This is a genomic window from Dactylosporangium cerinum, assembly GCF_042653625.1.
Classification (GTDB): Bacteria; Actinomycetota; Actinomycetes; order Mycobacteriales; family Micromonosporaceae; genus Dactylosporangium; species Dactylosporangium cerinum.
In genome coordinates, this window is record NZ_JBHSIU010000054.1 from 400,009 (window position 1) to 426,929 (window position 26,921).

Annotated in this window: 30 protein-coding genes; 13 read left to right on the plus strand and 17 right to left on the minus strand. The window is 72.6% G+C overall.

Features of this window, described 5'->3' with window-relative positions:
• Positions 1–45 precede the first annotated feature (45 nt).
• On the plus strand, positions 46–633 hold the full coding sequence (locus ACFPIJ_RS39905; protein WP_380123410.1) for a GIY-YIG nuclease family protein: 588 nt from the start codon (positions 46–48) through the stop codon (positions 631–633).
• 3 nt (positions 634–636) lie between these two features.
• Here the strand turns inward: ACFPIJ_RS39905 and ACFPIJ_RS39910 are convergent, their stop codons facing one another.
• Entirely contained in the window at positions 637–1,095 is a 459-nt protein-coding gene (locus tag ACFPIJ_RS39910; protein WP_380123412.1) for a GNAT family N-acetyltransferase, read from the minus strand.
• A 190-nt stretch (positions 1,096–1,285) separates the two neighbouring features.
• Here ACFPIJ_RS39910 and ACFPIJ_RS39915 point away from each other — a divergent pair, with 190 nt between their 5' ends.
• Positions 1,286–2,719, plus strand: coding sequence for a hypothetical protein (locus ACFPIJ_RS39915; RefSeq protein ID WP_380123414.1), 1,434 nt, complete (start codon positions 1,286–1,288; stop codon positions 2,717–2,719).
• Positions 2,720–2,726: 7 nt separating this feature from the next.
• On the opposite strand, the gene ACFPIJ_RS39920 is transcribed toward ACFPIJ_RS39915, so the two are convergent.
• A complete protein-coding gene (locus ACFPIJ_RS39920) occupies positions 2,727–3,131 on the minus strand; it encodes a hypothetical protein (protein ID WP_380123416.1) in 405 nt (134 codons plus the stop codon).
• Positions 3,132–3,207: 76 nt separating this feature from the next.
• Between ACFPIJ_RS39920 and ACFPIJ_RS39925 the strand changes: the two genes are divergently transcribed.
• Positions 3,208–3,813 carry a TetR family transcriptional regulator gene (locus tag ACFPIJ_RS39925; protein ID WP_380123418.1) on the plus strand — a complete coding sequence of 202 codons (606 nt, stop codon included), beginning with the start codon at positions 3,208–3,210 and terminating at the stop codon, positions 3,811–3,813.
• Positions 3,814–3,840: 27 nt separating this feature from the next.
• Here ACFPIJ_RS39925 and ACFPIJ_RS39930 read toward each other — a convergent pair whose 3' ends face one another.
• From ACFPIJ_RS39930 to ACFPIJ_RS39955, 6 genes are read right to left on the minus strand one after another with little or no spacing between them, the layout of a single operon-like run.
• Positions 3,841–4,824 carry an SMP-30/gluconolactonase/LRE family protein gene (locus ACFPIJ_RS39930; protein WP_380123419.1) on the minus strand — a complete coding sequence of 328 codons (984 nt, stop codon included), beginning with the start codon at positions 4,822–4,824 and terminating at the stop codon, positions 3,841–3,843.
• Between the two features lie 17 nt (positions 4,825–4,841).
• The gene (locus ACFPIJ_RS39935) at positions 4,842–5,915 is read right to left on the minus strand and encodes a vWA domain-containing protein (protein ID WP_380123421.1); all 1,074 of its coding nucleotides are present in this window, start codon (positions 5,913–5,915) and stop codon (positions 4,842–4,844) included.
• Positions 5,915–6,874 carry a VWA domain-containing protein gene (locus ACFPIJ_RS39940; RefSeq protein WP_380123423.1) on the minus strand — a complete coding sequence of 320 codons (960 nt, stop codon included), beginning with the start codon at positions 6,872–6,874 and terminating at the stop codon, positions 5,915–5,917. Before ACFPIJ_RS39940 ends, ACFPIJ_RS39935 begins: the two co-directional genes overlap by 1 nt.
• On the minus strand, positions 6,871–7,767 hold the full coding sequence (locus ACFPIJ_RS39945; protein ID WP_380123425.1) for a DUF58 domain-containing protein: 897 nt from the start codon (positions 7,765–7,767) through the stop codon (positions 6,871–6,873). Before ACFPIJ_RS39945 ends, ACFPIJ_RS39940 begins: the two co-directional genes overlap by 4 nt.
• Positions 7,768–7,769: 2 nt before the next feature.
• Complete coding sequence (locus tag ACFPIJ_RS39950) at positions 7,770–8,762, minus strand: AAA family ATPase (RefSeq protein WP_380123427.1); 993 nt, start codon at positions 8,760–8,762, stop codon at positions 7,770–7,772.
• A gap of 29 nt (positions 8,763–8,791) precedes the next feature.
• Positions 8,792–9,688 (minus strand): S1C family serine protease, encoded by an 897-nt coding sequence (locus tag ACFPIJ_RS39955; protein WP_380123429.1) that lies wholly within the window; start codon positions 9,686–9,688, stop codon positions 8,792–8,794.
• 172 nt (positions 9,689–9,860) lie between these two features.
• Here ACFPIJ_RS39955 and ACFPIJ_RS39960 point away from each other — a divergent pair, with 172 nt between their 5' ends.
• The 7 genes from ACFPIJ_RS39960 (at position 9,861) to ACFPIJ_RS39990 (ending at position 15,495) form a co-directional block, all read left to right on the plus strand.
• Positions 9,861–10,778: an ABC transporter ATP-binding protein gene (locus tag ACFPIJ_RS39960; RefSeq protein ID WP_380123431.1), complete on the plus strand. Its 918-nt coding sequence runs from the start codon at positions 9,861–9,863 to the stop codon at positions 10,776–10,778.
• On the plus strand, positions 10,775–11,611 hold the full coding sequence (locus ACFPIJ_RS39965; protein ID WP_380123432.1) for an ABC-2 transporter permease: 837 nt from the start codon (positions 10,775–10,777) through the stop codon (positions 11,609–11,611). Before ACFPIJ_RS39960 ends, ACFPIJ_RS39965 begins: the two co-directional genes overlap by 4 nt.
• A gap of 44 nt (positions 11,612–11,655) precedes the next feature.
• Positions 11,656–12,900: a sensor histidine kinase gene (locus tag ACFPIJ_RS39970; RefSeq protein ID WP_380123434.1), complete on the plus strand. Its 1,245-nt coding sequence runs from the start codon at positions 11,656–11,658 to the stop codon at positions 12,898–12,900.
• Positions 12,897–13,553 carry a response regulator gene (locus ACFPIJ_RS39975; RefSeq protein ID WP_380123436.1) on the plus strand — a complete coding sequence of 219 codons (657 nt, stop codon included), beginning with the start codon at positions 12,897–12,899 and terminating at the stop codon, positions 13,551–13,553. Before ACFPIJ_RS39970 ends, ACFPIJ_RS39975 begins: the two co-directional genes overlap by 4 nt.
• An 88-nt stretch (positions 13,554–13,641) precedes the next feature.
• On the plus strand, positions 13,642–13,989 hold the full coding sequence (locus ACFPIJ_RS39980) for a YciI family protein (protein ID WP_203853420.1): 348 nt from the start codon (positions 13,642–13,644) through the stop codon (positions 13,987–13,989).
• Positions 13,986–15,209, plus strand: coding sequence for an RNA polymerase sigma factor (locus tag ACFPIJ_RS39985; RefSeq protein ID WP_380123438.1), 1,224 nt, complete (start codon positions 13,986–13,988; stop codon positions 15,207–15,209). Before ACFPIJ_RS39980 ends, ACFPIJ_RS39985 begins: the two co-directional genes overlap by 4 nt.
• Position 15,210: 1 nt before the next feature.
• Positions 15,211–15,495: a hypothetical protein gene (locus tag ACFPIJ_RS39990; RefSeq protein ID WP_380123440.1), complete on the plus strand. Its 285-nt coding sequence runs from the start codon at positions 15,211–15,213 to the stop codon at positions 15,493–15,495.
• 117 nt (positions 15,496–15,612) lie between these two features.
• Here ACFPIJ_RS39990 and ACFPIJ_RS39995 read toward each other — a convergent pair whose 3' ends face one another.
• Positions 15,613–16,254 carry a glycerophosphodiester phosphodiesterase gene (locus ACFPIJ_RS39995; protein WP_380123441.1) on the minus strand — a complete coding sequence of 214 codons (642 nt, stop codon included), beginning with the start codon at positions 16,252–16,254 and terminating at the stop codon, positions 15,613–15,615.
• A 39-nt stretch (positions 16,255–16,293) separates the two neighbouring features.
• Entirely contained in the window at positions 16,294–17,778 is a 1,485-nt protein-coding gene (locus ACFPIJ_RS40000; protein ID WP_380123443.1) for an MFS transporter, read from the minus strand.
• A gap of 157 nt (positions 17,779–17,935) precedes the next feature.
• Between ACFPIJ_RS40000 and ACFPIJ_RS40005 the strand changes: the two genes are divergently transcribed.
• On the plus strand, positions 17,936–18,301 hold the full coding sequence (locus tag ACFPIJ_RS40005) for a hypothetical protein (protein ID WP_380123445.1): 366 nt from the start codon (positions 17,936–17,938) through the stop codon (positions 18,299–18,301).
• Positions 18,302–18,385: 84 nt separating this feature from the next.
• Entirely contained in the window at positions 18,386–19,540 is a 1,155-nt protein-coding gene (locus tag ACFPIJ_RS40010; RefSeq protein WP_380123447.1) for a hypothetical protein, read from the plus strand.
• Here the strand turns inward: ACFPIJ_RS40010 and ACFPIJ_RS40015 are convergent.
• From ACFPIJ_RS40015 to ACFPIJ_RS40035, 5 genes are all read right to left on the minus strand, one after another.
• On the minus strand, positions 19,488–20,642 hold the full coding sequence (locus tag ACFPIJ_RS40015) for a hypothetical protein (protein ID WP_380123449.1): 1,155 nt from the start codon (positions 20,640–20,642) through the stop codon (positions 19,488–19,490). The genes ACFPIJ_RS40010 and ACFPIJ_RS40015 overlap by 53 nt on opposite strands.
• 1 nt (position 20,643) lies before the next feature.
• A complete protein-coding gene (locus ACFPIJ_RS40020; RefSeq protein WP_380123450.1) occupies positions 20,644–21,171 on the minus strand; it encodes a SigE family RNA polymerase sigma factor in 528 nt (175 codons plus the stop codon).
• 68 nt (positions 21,172–21,239) lie between these two features.
• On the minus strand, positions 21,240–22,007 hold the full coding sequence (locus ACFPIJ_RS40025) for a SanA/YdcF family protein (RefSeq protein ID WP_380123452.1): 768 nt from the start codon (positions 22,005–22,007) through the stop codon (positions 21,240–21,242).
• Positions 22,008–22,043: 36 nt separating this feature from the next.
• Positions 22,044–22,871 carry a hypothetical protein gene (locus ACFPIJ_RS40030; RefSeq protein WP_380123454.1) on the minus strand — a complete coding sequence of 276 codons (828 nt, stop codon included), beginning with the start codon at positions 22,869–22,871 and terminating at the stop codon, positions 22,044–22,046.
• A 66-nt stretch (positions 22,872–22,937) separates the two neighbouring features.
• Complete coding sequence (locus ACFPIJ_RS40035; protein ID WP_380123456.1) at positions 22,938–24,326, minus strand: MFS transporter; 1,389 nt, start codon at positions 24,324–24,326, stop codon at positions 22,938–22,940.
• 76 nt (positions 24,327–24,402) lie between these two features.
• Between ACFPIJ_RS40035 and ACFPIJ_RS40040 the strand changes: the two genes are divergently transcribed.
• Positions 24,403–24,900, plus strand: coding sequence for a YcxB family protein (locus ACFPIJ_RS40040; RefSeq protein WP_380123458.1), 498 nt, complete (start codon positions 24,403–24,405; stop codon positions 24,898–24,900).
• Positions 24,901–24,904: 4 nt separating this feature from the next.
• Here the strand turns inward: ACFPIJ_RS40040 and ACFPIJ_RS40045 are convergent, their stop codons facing one another.
• Both ACFPIJ_RS40045 and ACFPIJ_RS40050 read right to left on the minus strand, forming a co-directional pair.
• A complete protein-coding gene (locus ACFPIJ_RS40045; protein ID WP_380123459.1) occupies positions 24,905–25,915 on the minus strand; it encodes a hypothetical protein in 1,011 nt (336 codons plus the stop codon).
• An 84-nt stretch (positions 25,916–25,999) separates the two neighbouring features.
• Complete coding sequence (locus ACFPIJ_RS40050; RefSeq protein ID WP_380123461.1) at positions 26,000–26,860, minus strand: phosphotransferase; 861 nt, start codon at positions 26,858–26,860, stop codon at positions 26,000–26,002.
• Between the last annotated feature and the right edge of the window lie 61 nt (positions 26,861–26,921).

Below are 26,921 nucleotides of genomic sequence, written 5' to 3' on the forward strand. Positions count from 1 at the left end.
CTTGCGGCCCGGCCACGCTCGGCCCGGACGCCTACGATGGTCTCGATGACCATTCCCGGAACGCGACCCGACGACGTCCCCACCAACGGAGCACGGGTCGAGGAGGCCCTGCGGCTGCTCTCCGGCGTGCCGCAGGAGCTCGGTGCCGCCGGCAAGCGACTCAGCCGTGGCGGTGGTGTCTACGCCTGGTGGGCCGCTCCTTCGACGTTTCCCGACCTCGCCGGGCCGCCGAACGGCAGCGACCCGTCGGTGCGGATGCTGTATCTGGGCCGGGCGACCAGCCTGCGGGGCCGGATCCTGCGCAACCATCTGCGGCGGTCGGGCAGCTCGACGCTGCGCCGTACGTTGGCCGGGCTGCTCGTGGCCGAGGGATACCGGACGATCTGGACCGATCGCGTCGTCCTGGTTCCTGAGGACGAGACGCGGCTGACCGCGTGGATGCACGCGCACCTGCGCCTGACCTGGGCGGAGGACCCGGAGCCGGCAACCATCGAGGCCGTGCTCGTCCAGCGCCTGCACCCGCCGCTCAACGTGCACGGCGTCGACCCGGAACACCTCCAGGCGGCCGTGGTCGCCGCCAAGCACGCGTACAACACCAGCAGCCGCCCGGACGATCCCTCGCCGGCGCCGTAACCGCTACGCGCCGGTCCAGGCGAACCGGATGTCGGGGGCCTTCTCCTCGTTGCCGGACCCGTCGGTCGTTTCCACGACGGTGAAGCCGTGGCGAAGGTAGAACCGCTGCGCGGCGGTGTTGGTCGCGAACGTCCACAGCTGGAGCCCCGCCGGCCTGCGCGACTTCGCGAGCTGGATGAGGCGGGACCCCAACCCCATGCCGGTGACGTCCGCCTCGACGTAGAGCTGGTCCACCCAGTCCCCGTCCAGGACCAGCACCCCCAGCGCCCGGCCGTCGGCGTCCTCCGCCAGCCACACCTCTCGTCCGGGAATGACGACGGTGCGGACCCACTCCCGTATCTCGGCGTCCGGGTGGACCGCGGCAGGGATGGCGTCGCCGGCGGCGCGACGGGAGCGGATGAGCACGTCGGCGACCGGCCGGGCGTCCGCAATCACGGCGCGCCGGACTACCACTGCATCCATGCGTCCAGTATGCGATCCCCCGCGAGGTGTATTCCCGGCCCGCCCGGCGGACTCTCTGGTCAGGCGATCTCGATGACCGGTTCATCGGCCTGCCGGAGGAAGTTTCCACATCTCCGGAAACGGCGCAACGCGTCAGGCGATCCGCGCGGTCATCACTGCAAGGTCGCGCGCACTGGGTATGGTGCGGCGCATGTCCGAACTGGTGGGGAGTCTGTCGGCGGTCTTCGCCGGGTACGCCGAGTTCTGGCTCGGGGTGTCGCACCCGGTGCCCGCGTTCCGGGCCGAGGTCGACGGCCCGGACCTGGAGCTCACGGTCGAGGTCGGCGGGGTCGAGCGGCGGGTGGTGGGGCGGCCGTCGGCCTACGCGGTGCTGGCCCACCGGTTCTGGGCCGCGGTGCTGCCGCCGCCGGTCGTCATCCCGTCGCTCATCCGTGAGGGCAACGAGGGCCAGGACTGGCTCCGGTTCGACGACGAGCACGCCGCGGCGCCCCTGCGGGTCGTAGCGGCCTGCCTGGAGGAGGCGGGCGAGCCGGCCGAGGCGGCGCTGATCCACCGGCTCCTGGCGGGCACGGACGGCGACTGGGGTGTCCCGCCGTGGACGAGCGCGGAGGACTACACCGGCTACCACGAGGTCCCGGTGTCGTTGCTGGCGCTGGTCCAGCACCGCAGCCCGGTCGTGGCGCGCATCGCCGGCCGGAAGTCCTGGAACGCCACCAGCACGGTGAAGGCGTTGCAGGCCGGCGCCGGGGTGAGCGAGCCGGTCGACCGGCTGGCCCTGGCCCATCTCAGCGCGCACACGATCAACGAGTGGATGTGGTCGGAAGGACTCAAGCACGACGACGCGCTACGGTTCCTGCTGGCGCTGACGACCGACCAGGACGTTGCCGGCATGGTGGCGCTCGGCGGGGCCGAGGACATGGCGATGGCGTTGGTGCGGCAGCGGGCGTACGCCGAGGCGATCCCGTGGCTGACCGCCTGCATCGACGGCGAGGTGCGGGTGGCCGAGCTGGCCGCGGCCCGGCACGAGTGCCGGCTGGCGGTAGGCGACCCCGCCGCCGACGATGACTGGGCCCTGGTCGAGCGGACCATCCACGCGCCGGACGCGAAGCGGAACCGTGCCGAGGCGTTCGCCGGCGGGCCGTACTGGCACGATGTCCGGTTCGCGGGCAGCCTCGACGCCAGGCGTGCGGCGGGCCTTGCCCGGGCCGCGGAGGCCACGGCGCTGCGAGCCGCCGGTGAGGATCTGTGGCTCGTCGAGCAGGTTCGCCGGTACGGCCACGACACCGCCCGCAAAGGGATCGAGCGGCTGCTGAAACGGCGGGCCTTCACGCCCGGCGACACTTCGGCGCTGCGGACCCGGGCGCAGGAACTGTGCGACGAGGCGGTGCGGGTGGCCGGGCCGGACGCCGCGGACACCACCCCCACCACGGCGGAGGACGGCAAAGACCGGGAGCGGTTCTTCCGCGCCAACGCGCTGTTCGGTTCGGTCGGCCGGGCTCGGGAGGCACTCGGCGATCGCGACGGTGCGCTCGCCGCCTACACCACGGCCCGCGACGTCGCGCTCGCCTCCGGGATCTCCGGCGACTGGTGGGCCGGCGACGTCCAGCGGGTCCAGCACGGCTGACGCCCGCTCATCGCGGTGCACCCTGCATCAGCTGGAGCAGGTATGTGAGGTCGTGTTCGAACGTGAACTCACGCAGGATGGTGGTGGGCCGGCCGTCGACCATGCGCCAGACGAAGGCGTAGAGCACGGGCCGGTCCTCCTTGACGCGCCGCATGACGATCGTGCCGAAATCGCCGAAGGTCGTGGTGGCCGGGAAGGTGGCGTCGTCGGCCGGCTCCAGCGCCAGGCCGCGCGCCTTCATGTCGCTGAAGCGCCGCATGAACTGGTCCTTCGTGATGGGCACGACCTGCCCCGCCAGGTCGATGCGCAGGTTCTGGAAGTCGGTGTCGTAGCAGGCGCCCAGCCGGTCGAGGTCCATCGCGGCACCGGCCTCCAGATAGGTCTGCATGGCGTCGACGAGGGGTTGGTACATGACGTCCTCCGGTCTGTAACGGCGTTATAGGAACCTGTGCCAGGTTAGCTGTAACGGCGTTATAGAGTCAACGGCTATGGCATTGGACACCGCGACGATCACGCAGGCCGCCGTGCAGCTGCTGCGCGAGGAGGGACTCGATGGCGTCACCTTCCGCAAGCTGACGGCCCGGTTGAACGTCAAGGCACCGGCCATCTACTGGCGCTTCGCCGGCAAGCAGGAACTGCTCGAGGCGGTGGCCGAGGCGATCCTCACCGAGCAGTTCGCCGAACTCCCGCCGTACGACGGCGCCCGGCCGTGGCCGGAGTGGTTCGCCGACCTGCTGCACCGGCTGCGCGACGCGATGCTCGCCTACCCCGACGGCGCACGCGTGGTCACCGGCGCCCGCCCCCAGCACACCCAGACCCTCGGGCGCCTCGCCGAGACGGCGCTGGCGGGGGCCGTCGCGTCGGGACTGGCCCTGACCGACGCCGCCGGCCGGGTGTTCACCGCGCTGCACTTCACCTACGGCCGGGTCATCGAGGAGCAGGAGTCCACCGGCGCGAGCCGGATGGACCCGGCCACCGCCGCGGCCTTCGCCGCCCGTTTCCCGACCATCGCCCGGGCCCTCACCGAGTTCAACGAACAGGGCCTCACCGCCCGGCACGCCTTCGACGCCGGCATCCGGCTCATCCTGCGCTGAGGCCGCCCGCCACTTCTGGCCGGTCGATCATCTGCGGGCCGGGGGCTCCAGGACGGCGACGTCGTCGCGGGTGAGGCTGCCGACGACCACGGTGCCGTTGTGTTCGGCGACCGAGGTGACGAAACCGTAGGAGCCGTCGCTGGTGCGCAGGTCGTGGACCAGGCGGCCGTCGAGGTCGAACGCCATGACCCAGGCGATCGGGGTCGCCCTGGGGCGCAGCGCGGCGGGCAGGTTCCAGACCAGGAGCCGCAGGAAGCCGGGCAGCGGCAGGAGCCGGTCCAGCAGCGCGTTGCGCGGGGCGGCGATGGCGACCCACAGCAGGCCGTCGCTGCCGAGGCTCATGTTGTCCGGGAAGCCCGGCAGGTTCTCCGCGAACGGCTCGACGCGTCCGTCCGGCCAGTAGCGCGAGATCCGGTACCCGGAGGTCTCGGCGAACAGCAGGTGCGTGCCGTCGGGGGCGAGGACCAGGCCGTTGGCGAACTTCAGGTCGCCCAGCACGGTGGTGACGGTGCCGTCGGGGTCGCGGCGGATCAGGCGGCCGGTGCAGGTGTGCTCGAACATGTCGCCCAGGTGGTGTTCGACGCTCCACCGGGTCGTCGACGTGGTGAACCAGATGGTCCCGTCGGGTGCCTCGACCACGTTGCTGGCGAAGGTGAGCGGCGACCCGTCGACCTCGTCGACGAGCACCTCGACGGTGCCGTCGGGCGCCACCCGCAGCAGGCCGCGGTCGTGGTCGCAGACCAGGACGCTGCCGTCGGCGCACGGCTGCACGCCCAGGGGGCGCCCGCCGGTGTCGCCGGCGACCGTCTGGCTGCCGCCGGGGCCGAGGCGGAGGATCCGCCCGTCGCCGGTCCCGGTGACCACGTACCCGTACGGATCGAACATGACGTCCTCGGGGCCGTGCCCGCCGGTGTGCAGCAGCCGGGCGACCACCAGCGGGGCGGTCGGGCCGGGATCCGGAACCGCGCGCGGCGGCGCCCAGCGGCGGGGCCTGAGGTGACGACGGGGCACGGTCGCGGAGCGTACTCCTATTGCGGGGAAGAGCGAGGGCGGGCGGGGAGCCGGGTCCGGTTCCACCACTGGGCGAGACCGACGGCCAGCAGTACCAACGCCGCTCCTGCCAAGGCGAACCACGAGGTCAGTTCGGTCTTCTTGCGCTGCAGGGTGACCTGGCTGGGCAGGTCGCGCAGCACGTCGCCGAGCGACTCGGCGTCCTCGGCCTTGAAGTACTTGCCGCCGGTGGTCTCGGCGACCTTGGTCAGCGTGCCCTCGTCCATGTCCTGGAACCGGCCACGGCCGCCGAACTGGCCGCCGGGGCCGCCGCGGAACTGGGTGCCGCCGCTGATCTGGTCGCTGGAGCAGACCATCGGGGACGGGTTCGCGGTGCCGAAGCCGATCGTGTAGACCCGCAGGCGGCGGGCCTCGGCGGCGGCCGCGGCCGTCATCGGGTCGACGCCGTCGGTGTTGCGGCCGTCGGTGAGCACGACGATCGTGTCGGGCTCGTAGTCGCCGGTGGCGGTGCCGTCGTCGGGCACCTCGACGCCGGTCGGTGGGACGTCGGGGTTGATCTCGGCGATCGCGTCGATGGAGGCGAGGATGGCCAGGCCGATCGCGGTGCCACGGGACGTCCGCAGGGCGTCGATCGCGTCCAGGAGCTGTTTTGTGTCGGTTGTCGGGGGTACGACCAGGCCCGCGATGCCGGAGAACGCGACCAGACCGATCTTCTGGTTGCCGTCGTGGTCCTTGATGAACTCGCGGGCCGCCTTCTGCGCGGCGGTCAGCCGGTTCGGCGACACGTCGGTGGAGCACATCGAGCCGGACACGTCCATCGCCAGGATGATCGTCGCGGCGCTGTCGGGCACGACCACCGACGCCTCCGGGCGGGCCGCGGCGGTGCCGGTCACGAGCAGCCCGGCGGCGAACAACCACAGCGGGATGCGGCGCTTCCACGAGGTGCGACCCGGCAGGGCCGCCCGGATCAGCGCGACGCTCGGCAGCCGGACCGCGGCGCGGCGCTTGCGGCGGCGCGTCCACCAGCGCACGGCGAGCAGCAACGGAAACGCCAGCAGCGCGACGAGGGCCCACGGCCAGTGCAGTGACATCAGACGATCCGTCCGAACCAGGTGGTCATCAGTATGCCTCCGATGGTCAGCAGCAGCACGGCGATCACGGCGGCGGCACCGGTCAGCTCGACCGGCTTCACCTGGGTGGTGAGCCGCAGGTCCAGCTGCTCGTAGACGTCGTGGAGCGCCTTGGCGTTCTCGGCCCGGTGATACGAGCCGGTCGTGGTCTGCGCGACCTCGGTCAGCAGTTCCTCGTCCAGCGACGTCGCGACCTGGAAGCCGTCGACCTCGACAGTGGCGCCGTCGACGGTGCCGACGCCGACGGTCTCGATGTGCACGCCGGCCTTGGCGGCGAGTTGGGCGGCGGCCACGGCGTCGGGCCCGCCGGTGTCCTCGCCGTCGGACAGGAGCACGATCGTGGCGTTGCCCCAGTACCCGAGGTCCGCGGCCGGCTGCCCCTCTTCCGGCAGTTGCGCCGGTTTGCCGGCGATGACGGTCAGCGAGGCGAGGATCGCCTGGCCGAGGGACGTGCCGCCGTTGATCTGGAGCCGTTTGATCGCGGCGACCGTCGCGGCGTGGTCCTCCGACGGCTGCTGGGTGGTGAGCGCGCCCTGGTCGAACGCGACCACGCCGATGCTGACGCTGTCCGGTTGCGCCTCGGCGAACTCGATCGCGGCCTGCTGGGCCGCGGCGAGCCTGGACGGCGCGACGTCCTCGGCGGCCATGCTGTTGGACACGTCGAAGGCGAGGATGACGGTGCCGGCGGCTCTGGCGACCGGGAGATCGGCCTGGGGCCGGGCGGTGGACAGCAGCAGCAGGGTCAGCGCGGCCAGGAACAGCACCGGCGGCAGGTGCCGCCGGAACCCGTCCCGGTTCGTCGCGAGCCCGGCAGTTTGTAACGCTTGCGCGCGTTGCCGCTGCAGCCACCAATACCCCACCGCCAGGGCGACCGCCACGAGGATGCCAACGACCAGCAGCGCCGGATGCTGAAAGCTCATGCCCGCCGCCGCTTCGACCAGCGCACCATCTCGACGAGGGCGAGCAGCGGGTCCTGGTCGGTGGAGACCAGGTGCGGCGTCACCCTGGCCCGGCGCATCGCGGCGGCCAGCACACCCTCGCGGCCGTCGACCTCCTCGCGCAGCCGCTGCTGGAACATCGGGTCGCTGGTGTCGACGAGGACCTGCTCGCCGGTCTCGGCGTCCTCCACCAGGACCAGGCCCAGGTCGGGCAGGTCCAGCTCCATCGGGTCGACGACCCGGATCGCGACCACCTCGTGCCGGTGGGTGAGCCGCAGCAGTGAGTCCTCCCAGTTCACCTCGTCACCACTCAGGAAGTCCGAGATGACGAAGACCAGGCTGCGCCGGCGGGCCTGGGCGGCGGCCAGCCGCAGCATGCCGTCGACGTCGGTGGCGCTCGTGGTTTTCCGGGACTCGGCGGTCGCCTTGGTGATTTCGTGGGCGAGCCGCAGCACGTGGGTGCGCCCGGTGCGCGGCGGGACGACCCGCTGCAGGTCGTTGTCGTAGAGGACCGCGCCGATCCGGTTGCCGCCCTGGGTGAAGAGCCGGGCCAGGCAGACCGCCAGCTCGGCGAGCACCGAGTCCTTGCCACGCACCGCGCCGCCGAACCGCATCGACGCCGACAGGTCCAGCACCAGCCAGGCGGTGAGCTCGCGGTCCTCGGTGTACTGCCGCACGTACGGCTCGTCCAGCCGCGCCGTCACGTTCCAGTCGATGTGCCGGACATCGTCCTCGTGCGTGTACTCCCGCAGGTCGGCGAAGTCGATGCCGCTGCCGCGGAACACGGTGCGGTAGGCGCCCTGCAGCTGCCCGTCGAGCCGGCGGATCACCTGCCACTCCAGGCGCCGCAGCAGGCGGTCGGGTGCGCTCGCCATTGTCAGCGGCTTCCGCTGCTGACCGGGACCGGCACCGGCAGCGCCGTCAGGACCCGGGTGAGGATCGTGTCGGCGGTGACGTCGTCGGACAGCGCCTCGTAGGACAGCACGAGCCGGTGCCGGAACACGTCGAGGGCCAGCTCGGTGAGGTCGCGCGGGATGACGTAGTCGCGGCCGCGGATGAACGCGAGGGCCCGCGCGGCGAGGACCAGGTTGATCGAGGCGCGGGGGCTGGCGCCGAAGCTGATGTAGCGGGCGAGGTCGCCCTGCCCGACCTCCTCCGGCCGGCGGGTCGCGTTGGCGAGGCGGACGGAGTACTCGATCAGCGACGGATCGACGTAGACCTGCTCGACCTGGCCCTGCATCTCGATCAGCCGGGCCGGGTCGACGATCGCCTGCAGCAGCGGCAGCGGGGAGATGGCCCGCTCGACGATGACGAACTCCTCCGTCGGGCTGGGGTAACCGACGACGACCTTCATCATGAACCGGTCGACCTGCGCCTCGGGCAGCGGATACGTGCCCTCGGACTCGATCGGGTTCTGGGTGGCCATCACCAGGAACGGCCGCGGGATGTGGTGCGTCTCCCGGCCGATGGTCACCTGCTGCTCCTGCATGACCTCCAGCAGCGCGCTCTGCACCTTCGCCGGGGCCCGGTTGATCTCATCGGCCAGCAGCAGGTTGGTGAAGACCGGCCCGAGCGACACCTGGAACTCGCCGCTGAGCTGGTGGTAGACGCGGGTGCCGACGATGTCGGCCGGCACCAGGTCGGGCGTGAACTGGACGCGGTGGAACTGCCCGCCGATGGCCGCGGCGAGGGCCTTCACGGCCAGGGTCTTCGCCAGGCCCGGGACGCCCTCGACGAGGATGTGCCCGCGGGACAGCAGCGCGACCATGAGCCGTTCCAGCAGCGCGTCCTGGCCGACGATGGTCTTCTTGACCTCGTACAGGACCTGTTCGACGGCGCCCGTGATGCCATTTTCGGATGGTGTGTCCACGTATCGTCCTTACGTCTGCGAGCGGGTGTTCACTGCTGTGGTGCCTGGTCTCCGCCGCCCGCGCCGAGGGCGGCACCGATCGGGACGGCGAAGCCCACCCCGACGAACGTGCCGGCGGACGTCGGGTTGGCCAGGGCCACGACGATCGCGATCGTCTCGCCCTTGGCGTTGACGAGCGGCCCGCCGGAGCTGCCGGGGTTCACCGCTGCGTCGAACTGGATGAGGCCGGTGAGCTTGGTGCCGTCGGGGTTCGTCGCGGTGCGGTCCAGGCCGGAGATGACGCCGGCGGTCGCGCTGCTGGTCAGGCCGAGCTGGTTGCCGACGGCGACCACGGTGTTGCCGACGGCGAGCCGGCCGGAGTTGCCCAAGACGGCGGGCACGAGCACGTCGGGCAGGGACTCGGGGGCCAGCGCGGCGATGTCCATCGCCGGGTCGGCCTGGGCGACCTTCGCCGTGGCCTGGGTGCCGTCGGCGAACACGACCCGGATGCCGCCGGCGCCCGCGATCACGTGGTTGGCGGTCAGGATGATCCCTTCGGCGCTGGCGACCACGCCGGTGCCGGTCGCGGCGACCTTGTCGCCGTCGAGGGCCTGGATCGTGACGACCGACGGCGCCACCGACGCGTAGATCTGCGCGATTGTCGGCGGTCCCGACGCGGACGGCGACGGCGATGCCGACGGCCGCGCGGCGGCGGGATCGGAGCCGCTGGAGCCGGCCTGGAAGGCGATGAACGCGGTCAGCACCAGGGCGAGGACCACCGCGATGCCGAGCAGCACGCCGCGCCGGGGCGCCGGCCACTGCGGCAGCTTGGGCCATTGACGCGGCGGCCGGGTCTGGCCGTCGCCGTGAGCCAGCACGTCGCCTTGGGGTTCGAACTCGACCTGCAGGTCGCGTGGTGCCTCCGGGGGCCTCCCGATCGGGCGCATGACCTCAACGTAACCGCGATTTCTGGGAATCACCTTCGAACTTTCTGCCAAAAGCGGTCTGGTACCGCGGTACCACTCCCCTGGCCGGAGATCGGACCGAGGTACCACGGAATACCCCGGTCGCGTGCCTAGCGTTCAAGGCACACGGTTCTTCAAGCACTTGGGGGCGTTGATGATCGAAGCGCGGCGGTTGACGAAACGGTACGGCGACAAGACGGCCGTGGCCGGCGTGGACTTCACGGTCCGGCCCGGCGCGGTGACGGGGTTCCTGGGGCCGAACGGCGCCGGCAAGTCCACCACGATGCGGATGATCGTCGGCCTGGACGCACCGACGTCCGGTTCGGTGACGGTCAACGGCCGCCGGTACGCCCAGCACACCGCGCCCCTGCGCGAAGTCGGCGCGCTGCTGGAGGCCCGCTCGATCCACCCGGGCCGGTCCGCGTTCGACCACCTGATGGTCCTCGCCCACACGCACGGCATCTCCCGCGCCCGGGTGTCGGAGGTGATCGAGCTGACCGGCCTGCAGCCGGTGGCCCGCAAGCGGGCCGGCGCGTTCTCCCTCGGCATGGGCCAGCGGCTCGGCATCGCGGCGGCACTGCTCGGCGACCCGCAGACGATCATGCTCGACGAGCCCGTGAACGGCCTGGACCCCGAGGGTGTCCTGTGGATCCGGCAGCTGCTGACCGGGCTGGCCGCCGAGGGACGCACCGTCTTCCTCTCCTCGCACCTGATGAGCGAGATGGCCCTCGTCGCGGACCACCTCATCATCGTCGGCCGCGGCCGGGTCCTCGCCGACACCACCGTGCAGGACCTCGTCCGCGACGCCGGCGGCGACACCGTCGTCGTCGCCAGCGCCGACCCGGGGCGCCTGCGCCAGGTCCTGGCCGGGCCCGGCGTCGGCATCACCGGCCGGCCCGGGTCGGAGCAGTTGCAGGTGACCGGGCTGCCGGCCCGCGAGATCGGGATCAGGGCCGCCGCGCACGGCATCGCCCTCTACGAGCTCACCGGCAAGGCGGTCTCCCTCGAGGAGGCCTTCATGGAACTGACCAAGGACGCCGTCGAGTACCACACCTCTGTGAGGGCAGCATGACCATCACCGAAACCCGGCCTGCGCAGCCGAGGACCGTCCCGGCCGGGCTCAAGGTCACCGGCCGGCGGGTCGCCCGCGCCGAGTGGGCGAAGCTGTGGTCGCTGCGCTCGACCTGGATCACCCTCGGGATCGCGCTGCTGCTCCTGCTCGCGATCGGCACGATCGCCACGCTGCAGTTCAAGTCCAGCACCGCCTCCGGCAAGCCGCTCGACGACGACCTGGCCGGCGCGACCGCGCACAGCCTCGCCATCTTCGGGGTGCCGTTCGCGCTGATCGCGCTCGGCGTCCTCGGCGTCCTGACGACCTCCGGCGAGTACACCACCGGCATGATCCGCTCCACGCTCGCGGCCGTCCCGCGCCGGCTGCCGGTGCTGTGGGCCAAGGCCGCCGTGTACGGCGCGGTCGCCTTCGCCGTCGGCGTCACCGGCGTGTTCATCACCTTCGCGATCAGCAGCGGCATCCTGTCCGGCACCGACGCCGGGATGAGCTTCTCCGACGACGGCGTCGTGGCGAGCCTGTTCGGCGTCGGGCTGTACCTGGGCCTGGTCGGGGTCATCGGGGTCGCGCTCGGCGCGCTGCTGCGCTCCTCCGCCGGCGGGATCTCCGCGCTGGTCGGCGCGTTCCTGCTGGTGCCGGGCCTGATGTCGCTGCTGCCGAGGGCGTGGCGGACCGAGGTCACGCCGTACCTGCCGGGCAATGCCGGCGAGTCGATCTTCGCGCTGCACCACCCGGCGGGCACGCTGTCGGCGGGCGCCGGGCTGCTGGTCCTGCTCGGCTGGACGGCGCTCGCGCTCGGCGGTGCGGCGTACCGCCTCAAGCGCGCCGACGCCTGATCAACCGGGGCGTTTTTGTCAGTGGGTATCGGGAGAATGGACCCGTGAGCATCCAGGACGTCGGGCACCCGTGGGCGACCACGGTGCTGCGCCTCACCCACCGCGTGCGGCAGTGGGACGCGCGGCACCGCTGGGTGCTGGACGCCGGCGGCGTGCTGCTGCTCTTCCTGGCGTTCGGCGCCCCCGACATCGGCGACCGCCAGGACGGCGACGGCCCTCCGATCTCGTGGACCGATCTCCCCGCGCCGCAGATGCTGCTGCTGCAGGCCGCGCTGCTGCTGCCGCTGTACTGGCGGCGCCGGTCCCCGGTCCTCGCGTTCCATGCCGTGCTGGCGGTCTTCATCGTCCAGTGGGCCGCGGGGATCATGTTCCGGGCCGACGTCGCGGTGCTGGTCGCGTTGTACAACCTCGTGCTGCACGGCTCGCTGCGCCGCCTGCCGTGGGCCGCGCCGATCCTGCTCGTGGCCTACGTGCTGGTCGTGGTCCGGCTGGCGGACGCGATCGGGACCTGGGACGCCATGTTCGGCCTCGCCGTCTTCGGCACCGCCGCCGTCGCCCTGGGTCTCGCGATCCGGCTGCGCCGCGCGCAGCTGGCCACGCTGCGGGAGCGGGCCGTGCAGCTGGAGATCGAGCGCGATCAGCGCAGCCGGCTCGCCGCGGCCACCGAGCGCACCCGCGTCGCGCGCGAGATGCACGACATCGTCGGGCACAGCCTGTCGGTCATCGTCACGCTCGCCGACGGCGGTGCGTATGCCGCCGACACCGCGCCCGCACGCAGCAAGGAGGCGCTGCAGCTGATCGGCGACACCGGCCGCCGGTCCCTCGCCGAGCTGCGCCGCATGCTCGGCGTGCTGCGGGAGCAGGCCGACGAGCCCGACCTGAGCCCGCAGCCCGGCCTGGCCGACCTCGATCCGCTGTGCCAGCAGGTCCGGGCCGCCGGGCCCCGGGTCGAATACCGCAGCAGCGGAAACCTCGACGCGCTCGACACCGGCGTCCAGCTGGCCGCCTACCGGATCGTGCAGGAGGCGCTCACCAACACGCTCAAGCACGCCGGGACGGACACCTCGGTGCGCCTGGACCTGCGGGTCGACGGCGACCGGCTGCGGATCACCGTCCGCGACAACGGCACGCTCCAGACGGACCACGAGCCCGGCCACGGCCTGATCGGGATGCGGGAGCGCGCCGCGATGTATGGCGGGACCGTGACCGCCGGGCCCTCTCCGGGGGGAGGATGGAGCGTCGAGGCCGACCTGGACCTGCGCCCAGCCGTGGAGAGCGACGACCCATGATCACCGTGCTCATCGTGGACGACCAGCCACTGCAGCGGCTGGGCTTCCGCATGCTGCTGGAGAGCAACCCGGACACCGACGTCGTCGGCGAGGCCGGCAACGGCGCCGAGGCGGTGCGCCGCACCACCGACCTGCGTCCCGACGTGGTGCTGATGGACGTGCGAATGCCCGGCATGGACGGCATCGAGGCGACCCGGCGGATCGTGGAGGCCGGCGGGCGCTCCCGCATCCTCATGCTCACCACGTTCGACCTCGACGAATACGCGCACGCGGCGCTGCGGGCCGGCGCCAGCGGCTTCCTGCTCAAGGATGCCCACCCGGAGGAGCTCCTGGCCGGCATCCGCGCGGTCGCCGCGGGTGACGCGGTCATCGCGCCCGCGCTCACCCGCCGGCTCCTCGACGCGTTCGCGCCCCACCTCGGCGGCTCCCCGGCCGGGCCCGATCCGCGCCTGGCGGCACTCACCGAGCGCGAGCGGGAGATCCTCGTCGCCATCGGGCACGGCTGGACCAACGGGGAGATCGCGGAGCGGCTCGTGCTGTCCGAGTCGACGGTCAAGACGCACGTCGGGCGGGTCCTGGCGAAGGTCGGCGCCCGCGACCGGATCCAGGCCGTCATCTTCGCCTACGACCTCGGTCTGACCCGCCCGCGCTGACCTGTCCTTCCTGGCATGTCCTTTTCCCATACCTCCTGTTCGTTCCATGGTTGAGGGGCCACCCCGGCCCCGCGGAAGGAGCGGTCCGATGCCGCAGTATCTCGCCCTGACGTACACCGCCGATGTCGACTGGTGGGCGCCCGAGCAGGCCGCCGAGCTCGCCGAGTATCGCCGGTTCGCGGTCGACCACGCCGGCAGCCTCCGCGCCAGCGCCGTGCTGCACCCCACCGCCACCGCCACGGTGGTCCGGGTCGAGGGCGCCCGCGGCGGCCGCGTCGTCACGACCGACGGCCCCTACGCCGAGACCAAGGAGGCCCTGACCGGTTACTACCTGATCGAGGCCGCCGACCTGGACGAGGCGGTCGCGGTCGCCGCCGAGATCCCGGCGGCGTGGGGCGGGGCCGTCGAGGTCCGCCCGGTCATCGTGGCCAAGTGACGGTTGAGGCGGTCGCCGAGACGGTCCGGGTCGAGGGGGCGCGGATCCTCGCGACCCTGATCCGGACCGTCGGCGACGTGCAGATCGCGGAGGACGCCGTCCAGGAAGCGGTCGTCGCGGCGCTCGCCGCCTGGCCGGTGTCCGGTGTGCCGCCGCAACCGCGCGCCTGGCTCACCGTCACCGCCCGGCGCAAGGCCATCGACATCCTGCGCCGCGAGCAGGCCCGCCGCGGCAAGGAAGAGGAGGGCGGCCGGATGATCGACCTGGCCCGGTCGGACCTGCCGTCCGACGCCGTCGTGCACGACGATCTGCTGCGCCTCATCTTCACCTGCTGCCACCCGACCCTGTCCCCGCCGACCCAGGTCGCCCTCGCGCTGCGCACCCTGTGCGGCCTGTCCCCCGCGCAGATCGCCGGCGTCCTGCTCACCACGGAGGCCGCCACCGAGAAGCGCCTCACCAGGGCCAGGCAGAAGATCGCGGCGGCGCGCATCCCGTACCGGGTGCCGCCGCCGGACGAGTTCCCCGACCGGCTGCCGGCCGTCTGCGCCGTCATCCACAGCCTCTACACCGCCGGCCACGCCCCGGTCGACGGCGGCTCGGCCGTCGACGTCGACGCGTGCGCCGAAGCGGTCCGGCTCGCCGAGCTCCTGCACACCCTGCTCCCGGACCAGCCGACCCCGGCCGGCGTCCTGGCGCTGCTGCTGCTCACCGAGGCCCGCCGCCCGGCCCGTCTGTCGGCCTCCGGCGACGTGGTCACCCTCGACCGCCAGGACCGCAGCCGCTGGTCCGGCGCGACGATCGCCCGTGGGATCGCGCTGCTCAACGCCTCCCTGCACGCCTCGTCCCGGCGCGCGGACGCGTATCAGCTGCAGGCCGCCATCGCCGCGGAGCACGCCCGTGCCGCCTCCTACGACGGCACCGACTGGCCGGAGATCGTCCGGCTGTATGACCTGCTCGTGTCCGTCGCCCCGAGCCCGGCGGTCGGCCTGGCCCGTGCCGTCGCGGTGGCGGAGGCAGACGGCACCGACGCCGGTCTCGCGCTGCTCGCCGACCTGCCGCCGTCGCCACGCTGGCACGCGGTCCGGGGCGACCTGCTCGCCCGCGCCGGCCGCTACGCCGACGCCGTCGCGGCGCTCACCGCGTCGCTCGACGGCCCGGCCACCGACCCGGAGCGCCGCCACCGCGCGCGACGCCTCGCCGAGCTGAGGGAGCTGGTCTGACATGTTCGACTTCGCGCCCCTGCTGGACCTGTTCCCGGACGACGAGGAGGGCCGGATGCTGCACTCCCCGGGCCTGCGGACGGGCGGCCGGTTCTACGCCTTCACCTCGGGCGACGACGTGATCGTGAAGCTTCCGGCGGCGCGGGTGGCCGAGCTGATCGCCTCCGGGGCGGGCCTGCCGTGCTCCCCGCGGCCCGGCCGGCCGATGCGCGAGTGGGTCCGGGTCCCGGCGCAGGACTGCCTGCCGCTGATCCTGGAGGCCCGGGCCTTCGTCACGCGGGCGTGAGGTTCCGCAGCAGCGGGACTCCCTGGCCGGTGGTCCTGAAGGCCCGGCCTTGTCACGCGGGCGTGAGGCTCCGCAGCGGCGGGACTCCCTGGCCGGTGGTCCTGGACCGCGCCTTCGTCACGCGGGCGTGAGGCTCCGCAGCAGCGGCAGGCTCTTGCTGATGATGCCGGACACCCCCACCGCGCGGGCCTGCGCCAGCTCGGCGTCGGTGTCCACCGACCACGCCATGATGAGGTCCGTGTGCCGGTGCAGCTCGGCGACGACGGCCGCGGTGAGCAGGCTCAGCCGGATGGACAGCCCGTCGACCCGCCGGCGCTTGACCAGCTGCCGCACCTGCTCGAGCTGCCGCCGGCTGCCCGCCGAGTAGACCCTCCGGATGTGCGGCTGGTCCTCGAACGCGTCGAGCATCCCCCAGTCGCGCGTGCACACGGTCACCGGCACGCCCGGCGCCGCCTCCCGCAGCACCTCCGCCGTCCGCGGCGCGACGGCCCGCCACGGCCCCTTGAGGTCGAGCATCAGCCGCGAGTCCCCGGCCGCCGTGGTGAGGATCTCCGCCAGCAGCGGCACCGGCACGTCCCGCCGCCGGGTGACGTCGCGCCACGGCTCCCACAGCAGCCGCCGCCCGAGCGCCTTCGCATGTCGCATCTCCAGCGCGCCCCGGTACAGCCTGACATCGGCCTCGACCAGGTCGACGCCGGCGTCAAGCGCGTCCCTCAGGTCCGCCAGCGTATTGCCCGCACGGTGCGCGATCCGGATCACGCAGTCACGATAGCTGCTCAGATACTTCACCCGGGCGAATCATTCCTCCCGTGAACCTGTTGCCGCGGCGGCCGCGCTGCGCGGCTGCGGGAGCGGGGTGCGGGGCAGGAGGACGGCCAGGATCAGGCCGATCACCGCCACGGTGACCAGGACCACCAATGACGCGGCGTACGGGCGGCCACCCGGATGGGTGGCGGACACGATCACCGAGCCGGCCAGGGCGGTGCCGAGGGACGAGCCGAGGTTGGACACGGCGCGGGACAGGCCGGAGATGTCGCTCTGGTCGCGGTCGGGGAATGCGGACTGCACCAGGTTCACCGAGGCGGTCAGCATGGTGCCGAGGCCCAGGCCGGCGAGCAGCAGGCCCGGCACGGTGCGCGCGACGCCGGGTCCACCCTGCACCAGGGCGAGCAGCAGGGCCATGCCGGTGACGGTCATGACGAAGCCGGCGACGATCAGGGTGCGCTGGCTGCGGCGGCGGGCGAAGCGTTCCGCGGCGGCCGAGGAGGCGAGGATGCCGGCGGTGGCGGGGGTGAGCACGATCCCGGTCATGACGGCGTCGTAGCCGCGGGCGTCCTGCAGGTAGACGGCGGTGACGAAGAACGTGCCCTGCATGACCAGCCACTGGACCGCCTGCGTGCCGAGGCCCAGGTTCGCCGCCCGGTTGCCGAACAGGCGCAGGTGCAGCAGCGGCTCGCGGCCGCGGCGTTCGGTGCGGCGCAGGTGCAGTGCGAAGGCGGCCAGCATCAGCGCGCCCAGGGCGAGCGAGAGCCAGACCGGGGAGATGCCGCCCTGTTCGATGACGACGTGCCCGGCGACGGCGAAGTCGGTCCGGGCGGCGCCCCAGCCGTAGGTGGTGGACTGCAGCACGCCGAGCACGACGAGCAGCAGACCGGCGGCGGACAGCAGGGCGCCGATCACGTCGAAGCGCGGGGACGGGCCGGTGCGGGCGGGGTCGGGCAGGCGGCGGACCAGCACGACGATCCACGCGATGACGAGCACCTGCAGCAGGAACGACGCCCGCCAACTGAGCAGACTGGTGATCACCCCGCCGATGAGCGGGCCGGTGGCGGCGCCGAGCGCGCCGGCACCGCTGACGATGCCGAAGTATTTCGCGCGGGTGGCCAGGTCCGGGGACATCACCGTGACGAGGATGTAGATCGGCGGGATCATGAGCGCCGAGCCGACGCCCTCCAGCAGCGCGTTGCCGAGAATCATGACGCCGAGGCCGGGTGCGACCGCGGCGAGCAGCGCGCCGGCGCCGTACAGCACCAGCCCGGCCACCAGGCACCGCTTGCGCCCCCACACGTCGGTGAGCTTGCTGCCCGGGATCATCAGGGCCGCCATGGTCAGCGTGAACAGCGTGATGGCCGTCTGTACGCCGAAGACCGTGGTGCCCAGGTCGTGGGCCATGGGCGCGATGGCGACGTTCATCGCCGTGCCGGCATAGCTGCAGATGAACTGGGCCAGGGCGAGGGGCAGGATCATCGCCCGCGCAACGTCCGGCGGCTGGCGGGTCGGCACCTGTCGATCGTCGGCCGCCCCGGCGGGGCGCCGCATCATCCCCGATGCATGAGTCCTCATCACTGACCGCTGAACGACGACATGGTAGGTTGTTCGAACATATGTTCGAACAACCTACGCGGGTGTAGGTCGCTGGTGCTTGGGAAGGTTGGTGCCGATGCCACTCGAACGCCTCACCGACATCGTCCGCGCGCTGCTGCGGCGCCCTGCCCGCGGGGACGGCTTCGCGGTGCGCCTCGACTGGCCCGGCTACGGGCCGGTGCTGGTGTGCCACGACCTCACCCAGTTCACGCCCAGCCTCGAGCGGGCCCTGAAACGGGTCGCCGGCACCGAGCGGTACTGGGCCCGTAGCCCGCTGCGGCCGCTCGCCGTCACCGTCGTGCCGATCGACTACGCGACCTACCTGGCGCACCCGCGCGAGTGCGCCTCCACCTCCTGCCCCACGACCGCCGCGCTGCTCGGGCTGGGTCCGCACGCCGTGCTCTCGGCACAGGACCGCGAGGGCGGCACCACCCTCGGGTGAGCGGATCCGCCGCCGTCGGGCCCGCCACCGGGATACGCTCACCAGGCCGATGATCATCGGGTCGGGACCGAGTGAGGACGCCTGATGCGCACCCGTCGAACCGTCCTGCTCGGCCTCGCCGCCGGCGCTCTGACGCTCGCGGGCGGCCGGCCGGTGGCGAAGGCCCACGCAGCGGACGCCACGGACGCGACCGGGCCGGCGTACGCGGCGATCCGGATCGTCCGGGCCGCGGCCGGGACGCCGGAGCGGCCCGAGATCACCGTGCCGGCCGGCTACTCGCTGCTGCCCGGGCCGCGGTACGAGGTGGCCAGCCGCGCCGAGTTCACCGCGTTCGTGCAGGGGCCGGTGAGCGCCGCCGTCCCGGTGCTCGTGCGCTGGCCCGGGCAGGCGGTCCGGGCCGTGATCGCCGGTGACCGCCGGCTGCCGCTGACCGATCCGGACGGCGCCGCGGGCACGGTCGCGGTCGACCTGCCGGTCACGGGTGCCTCGCCGGACGCGGAGTCCCCGACGATCCAGGTGTGGAGCCGGCTGTCCGACGCCGGCAGCGGGATCCTCTGGCTCGCCGCCCACAACCACCCGGACCGCGCGGCCGGTTACTGGGCGACCCGGGCCTGGCCGGCCGGCGAGGTGCACGCCGTGGTGTCCTACCTGGCGGCCTGCGACGCCATCCTGCGCGACTCGGGGGCCGCCGCCGAGGCGCGCCGGCGCGGGCACTTCTTCGCCCTGGAGGGCTTCGAGACGAACAACATGCTGCACCAGGACAACCCGCCGCACTGGCACCTGTCGTACTACCCCGGCCCGACGACCCGGGCCACCCCGGCGACGGTGCCGCACTTCTGGGTCGACGAGCGGGGCCGCACGTTCTACAACGGCCAGGACGTCACCGGGCAGGGCCGGTCCAGGTTCTCCGCGGGTCAACCGGCGCCGATCCGCGACGGCGCCGGCACCCTCGTCCTGACCACGGTCATCCGGGCCGACGGCGGGCTCGACGTGATCCCGCCGTACGGCCCGGCGTACAGCATCATCTCGGCGACCGGCGACTACACCGGCCCGGTCGAGGTCCTGCGGGGCGGCGCGAGCTGGCGCATCATCACCACCGACGACCTCGTCCGCGACGGCATCCTGCGCATCGAGAGCGGCGGCGCGACCGTGGAGCACCGGTACGACCCCCTGACCGGCGCCGGGCTCAGCAGTGCCAGATCAGCAGCCGCCGGTCAGTGGACCCCGTCGCACCAGTGATGATCCGGCCGTCATCGCTGATCGACGTGGCCGAGGCGCCCGGGCCGTCGGGCGGCAGCAGCAGGCCCGGGGGCAGCGGGAGCAGCTCCACGGCGCCGTCCGCGGTGATCCTTGTCGGCTGGTTGTAGTCGCCGCCGGTGGTGATCGCCGCGCCGTCGACGGTGCCGTCGGTGGGGTCGTCCGGCGCGCCGGCGAGGATCGTCACCGCGCCGGTCCGCACGTCCCAGCGCACCGCCACGTTGCGGTTCTGGCCGGTGACGTAGGCGTAGCCGTACGCGTGGAAGCCCCGCAGCGCCGTCGCGGCGCCGCGCTCGTGCCCCGGCGGCGGTGCCAGCAGGCTTGCCGCCCCGCCCGGGGACCAGCGGGTGGCCGCGCCGCGGACGACGCCGACCACGGTGCCGTCGTCGGCCACCCCGACCGCCTGCGAGCCGCCGGTGCCGACCTCACCGAACCCGGCCGGCATGGACAGGGCCTGCACGGTGCCGGGCCGGTCCGCCGGCCACAGGACCGGCACGGTGTCGTCGCCGGCGTCGCCCATCGCGGCGCCGACCACGTCACCCCGGGCGTTCACCGCCGTCGGGAACGTGTACGGGTACCCGGCGAGCTTCGCCAGCGTCGTCTTCGTGCCGTCCCGGTACTGCCACGCCAGCTGGTGGCTCGCCTGGTCGACGTCGTCGTACCCGATGATGAGCCCGGCGTCGTTGACGGCGATGACCTGCCCGGTCGCGCCGGCATAGGGCACGGCACGGCCGCCCTCGAAGCGGACTGCGGTGCCGCCGACCGTGCCGACGACGGTCCGCCCGGCGGGGTCCACGGCGATCATCCCGGCCGGACCCATTGCCTGGATGGTCTCGACGGTACAGGCGGCGTACGGCACCCGCGGCGGCCGCTCGGCCTGCACCCCGCGGTCGCCGCCGGGTGACGCGACGCCGGACACGACCGCGGTGCCGCCGGCGACGACCAGGACGGTCGCCGCGCCGGCGAGGGCGGTGCCGCGCCGGGCCTGCCGGCGCCCGGTCGCGATGGCCAGCCCGATGTCCGCGGTCGTCGGTGGCACGTCGACGGCCAGCATCAGGTCACGGAGGTGCTCGTCCTCGTTCATGTCAACGCATTCCAATCGTCTTGGGGTAATCGACGTGCTGAAGGAGCTCGGTCCGCAGCACGGCGAGGCCCCTGGAGGACTGGCTCTTGACGGTGCCCACGGAGCAGCCGAGCGCCTCGGCGACCTCCTCGACCGGCCGGTCGAGCAGGAACCGCAGCACCAGCACCGCCCGCTGCCGCGGTGGCAGTTGCCGCAGCGCCGCGACCACGAGACCCCGGTCGTCGACCGCCGTGTACGGCTCCTCGACCCCCGCCGGTCCGTCCTCGCCGCGGGGCAGCAGCAGCACCCGCGACCAGAACCGCCGCTTCTCGTCGATGAACGTGCGCACGAGCATCCGGTGCACGTACGCGTCGACGTTGTCGGCCCGGCTGGCCCTGCCCCAGCTCCGGTACAACTTCGTGATGGTGACCTGCACGACGTCGTCGGCTCGGTCCTGGTCACCGCCGCACAGCAGGTATGCGGCGCGATGGAGCGCTGTCAGCCGCGCCGACACGTACGTCGTGTAGTCGGCTTCGCTGTCGCTGCGCATCCGGGCTCCTCCCTGTCGCCTTCCACCCATCCGACGGGGGCGGGGCCGGCACAGGTTGAGTGCGAAGTTCAGCCGTCGCGCAGGGCGTCCTCGACGCCGGTCTCGTGCTTGCCGAGGTAGACCGGGTCCCGGCCGGACACGACGTCGTAGACGACCTTGACGCAGGCGGGGTACTCGCGCCGGGCGTTGCTGCGCCACGGGCCCTTGAACCGGCTGACGCTGTCGTCGCCGACCCCGGTCGCGTCCAGGCCGATCCGGCGGCAGAGCATGACGGCGCGGGCGATGTGGTACGACTGCGTCACCACGATCACCTTGCTGACCCCGAAGATGCGCTTGGCGCGCGCGCACGAGTCGTACGTGTCGAAGCCGGCGTAGTCCCGCACGATCCTGCGGTCGGGCACGCCGTGGTCCATCAGCCAGGCGCGCATCGCGGTCGGCTCGTCGTAGTCGTGGTGCATGTTGTCGCCGGAGACCAGCAGCACCTTCACCTTGCCGGTTTCCAGGAGCCGGCGGGCCAGGTCCAGGCGGGCCTCCAGGAACGGCGACGGCGTGCCTCCCTCGTACACCTGCGCGCCGAGGACGAGCGCGACCGGCGCCGCGGGCACCGCCTGCTCGGTGTAGAGGTGACCGTCGGCGCCCGAGCGCACCCAGATCACGCTGCCGGCGACCAGCAGGACCACGCCGAGCACGCCAGCCACGGCGAGGATCGCGAGGCGGCGCACGAGCTTGCGCCGCCACCAGCGCTTCCGCGGCGCATCGGGCGCCTTGTCCTCGGGCGCCTTGTCCTCGGGCGTCTCGTCGGGCGCCTCCTTGTCGGGCGCCTCCTCATCGGGCATGGTCCGAGTCTGGTACCGGCCGTCAAGCCCCCGGTCTCAGCCGGTCCCGGCCGCGATCGGGCGCAGCGCCCGGCGGCGGACGTCGGTCCCCCGGTCCCAGACCAGTTCGTCGAAGCCCGGCCCGGCCCCGGTGACGCCCTCGGCCCGCAGCTCCCGCCGAGCGGCGGTGGCGGCGGACACCCGGTGCCGGAAGTCGTTGAAGACCTGCACCTCACCGTCCGGGGACTCGACCTCGGTGTAGTCCATGCCGCGGAACGCATACCGGCCCAGCTCGTGGACATCCGGCGCGTAGCTGCGCAGATCGTGCGCCGACGCGGCGAACATCAGCAGCCCGCCCACCCGGTCGATCTTCGGCTGCGGCCCCCGCACCGGCACGATCGGCGCGCGCTGGACGCCGGGCGGCCGCTCGTCCCACGGAACCCGTTGCGCCACAACGGGATCGAGCCCATGGGTCTGCCACCGGACGGTGCCGTCCGGCGCGCCCCGCAGCGGCAGCCGGCGCCGCAGCGCCTGCGCCGCCCGCACGCTCAGCGCGGTGAGGTCCGACGGCACGAGCACGATCGGGTCGCCCGGCCGGCCGTCGAACGGGTTCGGGCCGAGGTGCGGCCGGTCGATGAGGACCAGGGTGCCGGGGCGGCGCTGGTACGCCAGTCCCCACAGCAGCCTGCCCAGCAACCGCGCCCCGCGCCAGTCGCTGAGGATGTGCCACGTGTCGTGGTAGAAGTTGGTGCTGAACCGGCAGTCGGTGTCCGGCCGCAGCGTGATGACGGTGAACTCGCGCCCGTCACACCACACCGCCCTGCGGTGCAGCTTCACGCGGTCCCCGACATGACCGGCGCCCGCCGGCCGCTGACGACGATGCACCGTCCACCTCCGGCCCCCAGTGCAGCACCGGAGTCGTTGCCAGGCAACGGATTTACCCGCACCGCCCTACCGCGGCCCGGCCACGTCGGCGTCTTCGTCGGCGGTTTCAGCGGCGGCTTTCGGGGCCGCGGCGGTCCTGAAATGGTGGCTGAGGCGGCGGTACGGGCCGCTGCGCAGCGCGAGCACGCTGGCGACCAGGCCGATGACGCCGGTGAGCACGAAGACGAGTGCCAGGCCGCGGTCGGCGCCGGTGCCGAACCAGCCGCCGATCGCGCGGGCGCCCGCGCCGTCGGTCATGAACGGGATGAAGACGAACTGGGCGATCGGCGCGATCAGGAACGCGGTCAGCGGCGACGCGGCCTGCTCGACGCTCTGCGCGAAACCGAACACGCGGCCCTGCCGCTCGTACGGCACGACCTTCTGCAGAATGGTCTGCTCGGCGGCCTCGGCGTAGGGCACCAGCACCATGTAGATGAGCATGCCGGCGCCGAGCAGGACGATCGAGGAGCGCAGCGGGAACAGCACGGTGACGGTCCACAGCACGACGTTGACGAGGAGGAGCAGCCGGACGGGGTTGCTGCTCAGGCCGGTGCGGGCGACGCACAGGCCACCGACGATGAGGCCGGCGCTGAGCGCGCCCCACAGCAGACCCCACGTCTGCACGCTGACCAGGGACAACCCGTAGGCGTCCATGAGCGCCATGTACACGCCGCCGAGGAAGTTGTTGAACGTGGAGAACAGGATGAGTGCCGTCAGGCCCGGCACCTCCCGTACCACACCGATCGTGCCTCGAAGATCGACGTTGCGCTTCGGGGGTTCGTCCCCGGACGACGCCGCGGCCTGGACGGCGGCGGGGACCACGCGGACGAACGACAGGTGCACCACGGCGGCCGCCAGCACGGCGAGGGCCATGACCAGGACCCAGAACATGCCGCCGATGGCCACGAGGAAGCCGCTGATCACCGACGTGACCAGGAACGACACCCCCGAGGTCGTGCCGACCAGGCCGTTGGCCTTGTCCCTGGTCTCCTCCTCGATGAGGACGGTGACCAGGGTCGGCAGCGCGATGGTGCGGATGTTGCCGACGATGACGCCGAACATGAGCAGCACGATCAGCGCCCACAGCGGCACGCTCGCCGGATCCGTGAACTCCTCCCGCGGCGTGATCTGGTAGACGCCGAACGCGGCCGCGTACAGCAGGAACGACGCGATCGCGGACACCTGCATCATCGTGGTCTTCGAGTGGTGGTCGACGAGGCTGCCGAACCAGATCCCGGTCACGGCCGTCATCACCAGGAAGATGCCCGACACGACGCCGGTCGCGAACACGGAGCGGGTCTCCAGGTACACGTAGAACGTGATCGCGAACCAGACCGTGTAGTTGACGACCGACACCAGCAGCGTGTTGATCAGCAGCTGGTGGAAGGTCCTGCGATCCCCCTTGATGACGGCCATGCTGGTGATCGTATGACCTCAACCGCGCTGGAGGTCCAGCTACCGCTGTTCGCCGGGTACCCCGTAGCATGCGCCGATGCAGATCAGCATGTGGGTGCCGTACGACGAGGCCCGGCTGCGCCGCACGATCACGCTCGTGATGCGGCCGCAGATCCGGATTGTGCGCGTCCTGGGCGGGGTCATCGTCGCGTTGGGCCTGTTCCTGCTCGCGTTCAGTGACTCGGTGCTGTTCGGCGCCCTGTTCACCGTCCTCGGCGTGCTGTTCATGACCGCCCTCGGGCCGTTCACGGCCGCCCGCGCGGTGAGCATGCAGTCGCGGGTCATCAAGGACGGCTTCCAGATGACGATCACCGAGGAGTGGCTGACCGTCGTCTACCCCCTCGCCGAGTCCCGGTTCCGGTGGGCCGGCATCGACAACATCGTCGAGACCCCGGAGGCCTGGTACCTGATGGCCGGCCGGGCGCAGTCGTTCACGATCCCGAAGGACGCGATGACCGACGAGCAGCGGGCCGAGTTCGCGACGTTCCTGACCGCCGAACGCGAGCGGCAGGCGGGGCGGGCGTTCCTGAACTGAGGTTTCAGCAGGGGCGGGCGTAGTCGTACGGGAGGGCCTGCAGCCGCTCGACCGGGATCTCGCCGAGGATGAGGTACTTCTCGACGCCGTCGGGCACGATGTCGTCGGGGTCCATGAGCGCGAAGTACGGGTCGACGCCGCCGTTCGCCGCCATGTACGGGCGCGGGTCCTCGGCGTAGGTGACGAGCGCGCCGGCCTTGTCGGTCATGATCAGGCCGTACTCCTGCATGGCCCGGGCGATCGTGCGGGCGGCCGGGCTGCGCAGCACGCTGACGTCGAACGCCGGGTCGAGCCGGAAGCGCTGGCCCTCGCAGGCGATGTCGGCGCCCTCGGTGTTGCCGTCGTTGCGGGTCGCCGGCCACGAGTTGCAGTCCTTGCGGGTGCGGACGGTGGCGATGTTGACCGCGTGGTCGATCCGGCCCCGGCGCAGTTCGTCGATGCGGATGGTGAACGCGCCCATCGGCAGGCCGGTCGCGGTCGCGCCGAGCGGGTTGGTGAAGATGCCGGGGTTGCGGGAGTAGTGCTCGATCTTCCCGCCCCAGCACGCCGACCAGTGCCCGGCGGCGTCCTTCTCGGCGCGCCAGAAGTCCCAGTACGTGTCGGTCGCCGGCTGGTAGATGGTGATCTGGGCGTCGGTGCCCTTCGACACGATCAGGTCCGCCGGGGTCGGCACGGCGGCGAGGCTGTCCGCGATCACGGGCGCCAGCTCCGGCAGGTTGAGACAGTCCGAGAACGTCCACCGCTGCGTCGGGGTGTTCCGGCCGACGGTGAAGATGGGGGTGGAGTACTCGTCGGTGTTCACCGCCCACGAGCCGTAGTTGTTCACCTTGTCGAGGCGGATGTTCTCCACGACGGCGGCGGAGTTGGCCGCGAGGGGCACGTGCCGTGGCAGCTTGGTGTTCCAGGGGCCCTGCCGCGAGAACCCGTTGGTCGGCCGGGTGTGCGCCTGCGCCGGCTCGGCCATGACCACCGCCGCCGGCACGAGCGCCAGCATCACCAGTACCCGTGTGAACATGCACGGCAGCGTAGAGTGACGCGACTCCGACGCGGCGCGTCCGGGCATCGCGCAGCGTTGCGACCTGGTGGCACCGGGTGAAACTTACAACCGGGTCTCGAGCCAGGCGAGGGCGCCGCGGCCGAGGTGGAGCTTGGCTTCGATGATCGGCGTTGCGCCGGCCGCCAGCCCACCGGCGAGCAGGAAACCCGCGTGGGCGGCCAGGACCTCGGTGACGGCGCCGTCGGTGGGCACGTACGGCTCGGGGTCGACTCCGGCGGCGGCGACGCTGGACAGGAACGTGACCAGGTCGATGACCGGTGCGCCGAGGCGGGCGTGCGGCCAGTCGACGAACACCACCCGTTGCGCGGTCAGCAGGATGTTGTGGGGGTACAGGTCGCCGTGCACCAGTGAGTTCCCGCGGGCGGCTTCGATGCCGTCGCGCTCCAGCTCGACGAGGCGCGGCAGGTCCTCGGCCGCCCACGGCGCGTGCCGCCGCAGCCCGGCCACGCGGGCCGGGTCCGCGGCGAGGTCGGCCCAGCCGCCGAGGCGGGGATGCTCGGCCGGCAGTCTGATGGGCGACGGGATCGCCAGGTTCGCGGCGGCCTCCACGACCCGCCGGATGTCGGCGGGCGTCGGGCCCGGGGCGGCACCATCGACGTCCTCGAAGGCGAGCACGCACCAGCGGCCGTCGTCGTGCCCACCCAGCCAACGCGGCGCCGGCACGCTCTCCGGCAGCGCGGCGCCGACGTTCGCCTCGGTCCGGTAGGCGTCGACCTCGTGCGGCCACGTGCCGGCGTCGATCGCCTTCACGAAGCGGCGCTCGCCGTCGGCGCGGGTGAGCCGCGAGGCGAAGCCGGGCGAGAAGCCGCCGGGGCAGTTCTCCGCATGGACGACGGGTCCGCCGATGAGCTCCTCGACGGCACGGCGGACCTCGGCGGGCAGGTCCTTCCACGTGGGTCTCATGCGCTGCAGTCCTCTCAGGGTTGCGTCTGCGGTCCTCGCGGTTGCCTCTGCGGTCCTCGCG